Raw genomic sequence first — 719 nt, 5'->3', positions numbered from 1 at the left:
GAACTGCTCATCTTCACAGAGCATAGGGAGTGTATTCAATGACGTCCCTTCTCCCTGCGCCAAGGCGCTTAATACCCGCATAAAATGCGCATTCAGCTGCTCAATATGTGCCTCTGTAAACAGGTTCACATCATACGTCCAACTCAACGACACCCCTGCATCGTTCAACACCGCGTGAATATCTAAATCAAACTTCACACTATGCACACCACTGTCTACCGCTTGCAGTGTCATACCCGGTAAATCAAATCCCTTGCCTTCTTCCCCTGCTGTTACGCCAAACTCTGTATCAGTCGTCAACATAATCTGAAATAACGGTGAGTAAGCTCGGCTTCTCGGCACATTCAAATGCTCTACCAACTGCTCAAATGGCACATCTTGATGACTCTGTGCCTCTAAGTGAACCGCTTTGATATGCGCCAAATATTCTGATAAGCGCTCATGCTCCGTGTTCACTCGCAGCACTAAAGTATTCGCAAAGAACCCTATCAATGACTCTAGCTCTGTTTGTAATCGGTTCGCCACCGGCGTGCCTATCACAATGTCTTGGCTGTAACTATGCCTTGAGAGTACTTGTGCCAATGCCCCGTGTAACAGCATAAAAGGCGTCACTTGGTATTTTTGTGCCAACTGATTAAGCTGCATTGCCACTGCCGGTGATAAGTGGCCCCGTACAACGGCCCCTTCATGCCCCTTCACCTCTGGACGCGGTTTGTCCA

Annotated in this window: 1 protein-coding gene; it reads right to left on the bottom strand. The window is 48.4% G+C overall.

Annotated elements, in window-relative coordinates; translation table 11 throughout:
* On the bottom strand, positions 1-719 hold a 719-nt coding region (locus ACW689_RS21410), incomplete at both ends, for a condensation domain-containing protein (RefSeq protein WP_476294438.1).

Source organism: Pseudoalteromonas sp. ABE4_541 (assembly GCF_056312285.1).
Note: the sequence above shows the minus strand (reverse complement) of the source record. Positions and strands in the feature narration are given on the sequence as shown.